Below are 5344 nucleotides of genomic sequence, written 5' to 3' on the forward strand. Positions count from 1 at the left end.
ACACGGGTGGAGGGCGGGGTGGTCGGGTCAGGGGGTGAGGGTTCGGGTGCTGAGGGTCCAGAGGTGGTGGGCGGATTCGGGGTCTAGGGCGTAGGGGGCTACGCCGGTGCGGGTGCCGGGTTGGTGCGGGGCGGCCTGCTGGCAGTCCTCGAAGTAGCGGCCGCCGACGCCGTCGAGCAGGGGCGAGGTGGCGACCAGGACCGAGGTGGCGGCACCCTGCTCCGGGGTCTTCCAGGATGCCGTGGCCGGGCCGCTCTGGGCGCGCATCCGGGCCAGTTCCTCCTCGGTCACGTAGCGCTGGAGGTTGGTGCGGATCGCGCCGGGGTGCAGGGCGTTGGCCAGGATGCCGTCGTCCGCCCAGCGCCGGCTCGCCTCGACGGCGAAGAGGACGTTCGCGGTCTTGGACTGTCCGTACGCGGCCCACGGCTCGTAGGGCCGACGCTCGAAGTTGATGTCGTCGAAGACGACCGGCGAGCGCAGGTGTGCCGCCGAGCTGACCGAGACGATCCGGGCACCCTGCGCGGCGGCGAGGGCCGGGTGCAGGCCGGTGGCGAGCGCGAAGTGCCCGAGGTGGTTGGTGGCGAACTGCATCTCCCAGCCCTGCAGGGTACGCATCTCGGGCGAGGCCATGATGCCGGCGTTGTCGACCAGGATGTGCAGTGGGCCGTCCCAGTTCGCCACGAAGGCCGCCACCGAGGCCGGGTCGGCCAGATCGAGCGGGGCCACGGCGACCCGGTCGTTGCCGGTCGTACCGATGATCTCCGACGCCGCTCGCTCCCCCTGCTCGGGCTTGCGGACGGCGAGGGTGACGTCGGCACCGGCGGACGCGAGCGCCCGGGCGGTCTCCACACCGATGCCCGACCCGCCGCCGGTCACGACGGCTCGACGACCGGTGAGGTCGATGCCCGCGACGACCTCCAGCGCGGTGGACTCGGCGGTGAACGGGGTGCTGACAGGTGTGCCGATGGTCATGATCCATCCTTGTCTCAGGTGTGCGGCGATTCTGTCCGCCACTACGATGAGAAGCGGAGGCTCCTCCGTTACCGCCAGGCTAACCGGAGGATCCTCCGTTTGCCAACCGGGCGGAGGCCGACTGTCAGGAGGAAATGTGCCGGAGCAGCCATCCCGACCGTTGCGCGCCGACGCGCTGCGCAACCGCCGACGGTTGCTGGAGGCGGCCGTCCGGGCGTTTTCCCGGTCCGGTGCGGAGGTAACGCTGGAGCAGATCGCCCGCGACGCCGGAGTGGGCATCGGCACGCTCTACCGGCACTTCCCCACCCGGGAGGCGTTGGTCGAGGCCGCCTACCGCAACGAGTTGGAGCGGCTCTGCGACTCGGCCGCGGAATTGCTCGACCAACTGACGCCGGAGGCGGCGATCCGGGCCTGGATGGACCGCTTCATCGACTACCTCGCCACCAAGCGGGAGATGGCCGACGCGCTGCGCCTGGTGATCGCCGCCGGCACCAACCCGTTCGCGCAGAGCCGGGACCGGCTGCTCGCCGCCCTGGACCGACTGCTGGCGGCGGGCGCGGCGGCCGGCACCGTCCGATCGGACGTGGACCCCGGTGACGTCCTCGCCGGGCTCAGCGGAGTCTCGCTCGCCGCCGGCGGCCGGGAACAGCGCGACCAGGCCCGCCGCCTGCTCGACCTGCTGATGGACGGCCTGCGGTACCGCCGGCCGGACTGATCGGAAACGGGCATACGCCCAGGTCGGCGCTGCCAGACTCAGCCCGTGGGCGACGTGGGCTGGCGGGGGCGGCTCGGGCCGGCCGTCGGCATCGCGCCCGGCGCCCGGGTCGACAAGTTCGAGATCTTCTTCGACCTGGTCTTCGTCTTCTCGTTCTTCATCATCACCCGGGCCACCGCCGCCAACATCAACGGCCGCCAGCTGCTGCACGCCGCACTCGTACTGGCCGTGCTCTGGTGGTGCTGGGTGGTGCACACGGTGGTGGCCACCCGCATCCGCATCGGCGAGGGCTTCGTACCGGTGCTGATGGTCGTCGGGATGGCCGCGCTGTTCTGCTTCGCCCTGTCCCTGCCGCAGGCGTTCATGGACCACAAGGAGGAGGCGGGTCCGGTCGTGGTCGCGGTCAGCTACGTGGTCATCCGGGCCATCCACCTGATCCTGTTTCTGCACGTCGTGCGCGACAACCCGACAGAGCGCCGGCAACTGCTCCGGTACGCCCCCGAGCTGGCGCTGAGCACCGCGCTGCTGCTGGTGGCCGCCCTGCTACCCACCCACATCGCCGATGCCGGGACCGCCGCGCTCGTCCGCGACGCACTCTGGGTGAGCGTGGTGCTGCTCCAGTACGGCACTGGTCTGCTGGCGCGCACCTGGGGCTGGCAGGTGACCTCGGCGGAGCACTGGACCGAACGGTACGACCTGATCCTGATCATCGCGCTCGGTGAGTCGGTGATCTCCGTCGGTGTCGGCAGCAACCTGCTCGGCCAGGCGCCGACCTGGCCCGGGGTGACCGCCGCGGTGCTCGGCATCTTCTTCACCGCCGCCCTGTGGTGGGTGCACTACGACCTGATCGGCCCGGCCGCCCGGATCGCCCTGCACGCCACCCTCGGCCCCGCCCGGGTGCTGATGGCCCGCGACGCCTACGCCTACCTCTACCTGCCGATGATCGCCGGGATCATCCTGTTCGCCCTCGGCGCCGAGGGCATCGTGCACGACGTCGCCGAACCCGGCGTACCGGTCACCGAGCCGGCCCACGGGGCGAACGTGCCGATGCTGTTCGGCGGGGTGTTCCTCTACCTGCTCGGCAACATGGCCTTCCAGCTCCGCACCCTGCACACGCTGAGCTGGACCCGGGTCGCCACCCTGGTCGTCCTGCTCGCCGCCATTCCGGTCGCCATGCCGATGCCCGGGCTGGTCGCCCTCGGCCTGCTCACCGCGATCTGCGTCGGCCTGGTCTTCGCCGAGGTCGTCTTCATGTCCGAGGCCCGGCACACGCTGCGCGCGGTGGTCTTCGAGGAGCGGACCGCCCACGAGACCCACGAGGCCGCCTACCGCGCCCGCTGGCACGGCCAACCCCCCGGCACGACCTGATGTGAAAGGATCAGGTTGTAGCACTTTGTAGCACCCCCGCCTAGCATGTGGCTGTGGCAGAGCACGCGCACCGGGAAATCACCCAACGAGAGTTGCGCAACGAGTCCGGCTCGATCATGCGCGGTGTGGAGCGGGGTGAATCCTTCATCATCACGCGCAACGGCACGCCGATCGGCAAGTTGATCCCGCTCCGGCGACGCACCTACGTGCCACGCGCCGAGGTGATGGCCGCCTTCGCCACCGCGCCCACCCTCGATGCGGGGCGGTTCCGCCGAGACCTCGACTCGGCAGTCGACCAGGACCTGTCCGACCGTGAGTGGTGACTCGCCCGCCGACCGTGGGCTGATCGACACGGAAATCGTCATTCACCTGGGTGCCCTCGACCCTCAGGAATTACCCGAGGAGATGGTGATCAGCGCTGTCACGCTCGCCGAGCTCTCTGCCGGTCCACACCACACCGACGACCCCGCCGAGCGGGCGCGACGGACAAGCGTCCTGCAACACACCGAGGCCACGTTCGACCCACTACCCTTCGACGCCGAGGCAGCGCGCGCCTTCGGTCTGATCACCGGCGCGGTCCTGGTTGCCGGTCGCACCACTCGTCGCCGCATCGCCGACCTGATGATCGCCTCGGTGGCCCACGCCAACCGGTTACCGCTCTACACGACCAATCCGAGCGACTTCACCGGTCTGGTGGACCTGGTCAGCATCAGACCCGTACGCCGCCCCTGACGAAAGCTGTGCGGCTGCCGACCGCCCGACGTTCGATCGCGTTGCCGGCTGGGCGCTGATCCGACGAATGGTCGCCGAGTTGGAGCGGATGCTCGCCGACAGTGGTGTCGGTGCCGCCGACGACATCGAGCCCGCCCGGCGATCAGCCGACGGGCTGTGGCTTTTCGCGGGCCGGAGTCGTTTGTTCACCCCAGCCGACGTGGACCGCATCGACGCGATCCTCACCTCCGTACGCGCCACCGCCACCCCCACTCACGAGGTCGCGTGAGTGCGCTTGACTTCGAGTGCGCTCCAAGCGCGACGCTTGGCCGCATGACGACGACACGGAAACTGGGTCGCAGCGGGATCGAGGTCAGCGCCATCGGCATGGGCTGCTGGGCGATCGGCGGACCGCTGTGGGGTGACTACCGGCAGCCGCTGGGCTGGGGTGAGGTGGACGACGAGGAGTCGGTGCGGGCCGTGCACGCGGCGATCGAGCACGGGGTGACCTTCTTCGACACGGCCAGCAACTACGGGGCCGGGCACAGCGAGCGGGTGCTCGGCCGGGCGCTCGCCGGCCGTCGCGACCAGGTGGTGATCGCCACCAAGTTCGGCTACACCGCCGAGGAGGCGACCCGCCGGGCCACCGGCGAGGACCACCGTCCCGAGTACGCGGTGGCCAGCCTGGAGGCGTCGCTGCGCCGCCTCGGCACCGATCACGTCGACCTGTTGCAACTGCACCTGAACGACCTGGCACCGGCGCTCGCGCTCGACCTGGTCGACACGCTGGAGAGCATGGTCACCCAGGGCAAGATCCGGGCGTACGGGTGGAGCACCGACCACCCCGCCTCGGCCGCCGCCTTCGCCCCGGCCGCCCCGCACTGCACGGCGATCCAACACGACCAGTCCGTGCTGCGGGACAACGCCGACATGCTCGCGGTCTGCGACACGTACGACCTGGCCAGCATCAACCGGGGGCCGCTGGCGATGGGGCTGCTCACCGCCGCCACCCGGTCGCTGGGCGACGACGACGTGCGGGGGCGGGCACCGGAGTGGTTGCCCTGGTTCACCGACGGCCGGCCGGCACCGCAGTGGGCGCAGCGGGTGGCTCGGGTACGCGAGGCGCTCACCGTCGACGGCCGTACCCTCGCCCAGGGCGCGCTCGGCTGGCTGCTGGCGCGCAGTCCGCGTACGGTGCCGATTCCCGGGTTCCGCACGGTGGCCCAGGTGGAGGAGAACACCCGGGTGCTCACCCTCGGGCCGCTGCCCGCCGACGCCTACGACGAGGTGGAGCGGCACCTGTCGGCGCTTCGCTCGAACGGGGCCGTCACGCCGGCGTGACCGACTCGACCGGGCCGGGTCGTCGCGCGTACCCGAAGATGGAGGGCATGCGGATCCTCATGGCCGGCGCGTCCGGCTTCCTCGGCACCCGGCTGGTCGACCTGCTCGTGGCCGACGGGCACCAGGTGACCCGGCTGGTACGACGCCCGCCGCGGGGCGGCCCCCCCCGCCCGGGGGGGGGAGGGGGGGGGCCGGGGGGGCCCGCCGGGGGCGGGCCGGGGCGCGCCCCGGTGCACC

The 5344-nt window shown here is 71.4% G+C and carries 8 protein-coding genes; 7 read left to right on the forward strand and 1 reads right to left on the reverse strand.

Annotated elements, in window-relative coordinates:
• Positions 1-27: 27 nt before the first annotated feature.
• Complete coding sequence (locus V5O40_RS27680) at positions 28-972, reverse strand: SDR family NAD(P)-dependent oxidoreductase (protein WP_332908175.1); 945 nt, start codon at positions 970-972, stop codon at positions 28-30.
• A 136-nt stretch (positions 973-1108) separates the two neighbouring features.
• Between V5O40_RS27680 and V5O40_RS27685 the strand changes: the two genes are divergently transcribed.
• From V5O40_RS27685 to V5O40_RS27715, 7 genes are all read left to right on the forward strand, one after another.
• Positions 1109-1687: a TetR/AcrR family transcriptional regulator gene (locus V5O40_RS27685; protein ID WP_332908176.1), complete on the forward strand. Its 579-nt coding sequence runs from the start codon at positions 1109-1111 to the stop codon at positions 1685-1687.
• A 45-nt stretch (positions 1688-1732) separates the two neighbouring features.
• On the forward strand, positions 1733-3055 hold the full coding sequence (locus tag V5O40_RS27690; RefSeq protein WP_332908177.1) for a low temperature requirement protein A: 1323 nt from the start codon (positions 1733-1735) through the stop codon (positions 3053-3055).
• A 53-nt stretch (positions 3056-3108) separates the two neighbouring features.
• The gene (locus V5O40_RS27695; protein WP_332908178.1) at positions 3109-3378 is read left to right on the forward strand and encodes a type II toxin-antitoxin system Phd/YefM family antitoxin; all 270 of its coding nucleotides are present in this window, start codon (positions 3109-3111) and stop codon (positions 3376-3378) included.
• Positions 3368-3787 carry a type II toxin-antitoxin system VapC family toxin gene (locus V5O40_RS27700; RefSeq protein ID WP_332908179.1) on the forward strand — a complete coding sequence of 140 codons (420 nt, stop codon included), beginning with the start codon at positions 3368-3370 and terminating at the stop codon, positions 3785-3787. Before V5O40_RS27695 ends, V5O40_RS27700 begins: the two co-directional genes overlap by 11 nt.
• Positions 3788-3854: 67 nt before the next feature.
• On the forward strand, positions 3855-4055 hold the full coding sequence (locus V5O40_RS27705) for a hypothetical protein (RefSeq protein WP_332908180.1): 201 nt from the start codon (positions 3855-3857) through the stop codon (positions 4053-4055).
• A gap of 44 nt (positions 4056-4099) precedes the next feature.
• On the forward strand, positions 4100-5107 hold the full coding sequence (locus tag V5O40_RS27710; protein WP_332908181.1) for an aldo/keto reductase: 1008 nt from the start codon (positions 4100-4102) through the stop codon (positions 5105-5107).
• 47 nt (positions 5108-5154) lie between these two features.
• Positions 5155-5344, forward strand: a 190-nt coding sequence (locus V5O40_RS27715; protein WP_332908182.1) for an NAD-dependent epimerase/dehydratase family protein, incomplete at its 3' end; no start/stop codon positions are given.

Origin of the sequence: Micromonospora palythoicola (assembly GCF_036689795.1) — a bacterium.
Lineage (GTDB): Bacteria > Actinomycetota > Actinomycetes > Mycobacteriales > Micromonosporaceae > Micromonospora > Micromonospora palythoicola.